Source organism: Burkholderia sp. Bp9090, from assembly GCF_003857985.1.
Lineage (GTDB): Bacteria > Pseudomonadota > Gammaproteobacteria > Burkholderiales > Burkholderiaceae > Burkholderia.
Genome location: NZ_QTPV01000131.1, coordinates 1 through 237, shown reverse-complemented (window position 1 = coordinate 237; position 237 = coordinate 1). Strand labels below are relative to the sequence as shown.

Below are 237 nucleotides of genomic sequence, written 5' to 3'. Positions count from 1 at the left end.
TTCTGGCGGAGCGGACGGGGCTCGAACCCGCGACCCCCGGCGTGACAGGCCGGTATTCTAACCAACTGAACTACCGCTCCAGCTTTCTTCACTCTCACCTGCAGGACGTCGTTTACGTTCCTGCAAGCCTTGCGACACTTCTACGAAACGCCGCTGAATCTGGCGTCCCCTAGGGGATTCGAACCCCTGTACTCACCGTGAAAGGGTGATGTCCTAGGCCTCTAGACGAAGGGGACA

The 237-nt window shown here is 59.1% G+C and carries 2 tRNA genes; both read right to left on the bottom strand.

What is annotated here, in order from left to right:
- Window positions 1-3: 3 nt before the first annotated feature.
- Window positions 4-80, bottom strand: a tRNA-Asp gene (locus tag DIE16_RS36425).
- A gap of 80 nt (window positions 81-160) precedes the next feature.
- A tRNA-Glu gene (locus tag DIE16_RS36420) sits at window positions 161-236 on the bottom strand.
- Between the last annotated feature and the right edge of the window lies 1 nt (window position 237).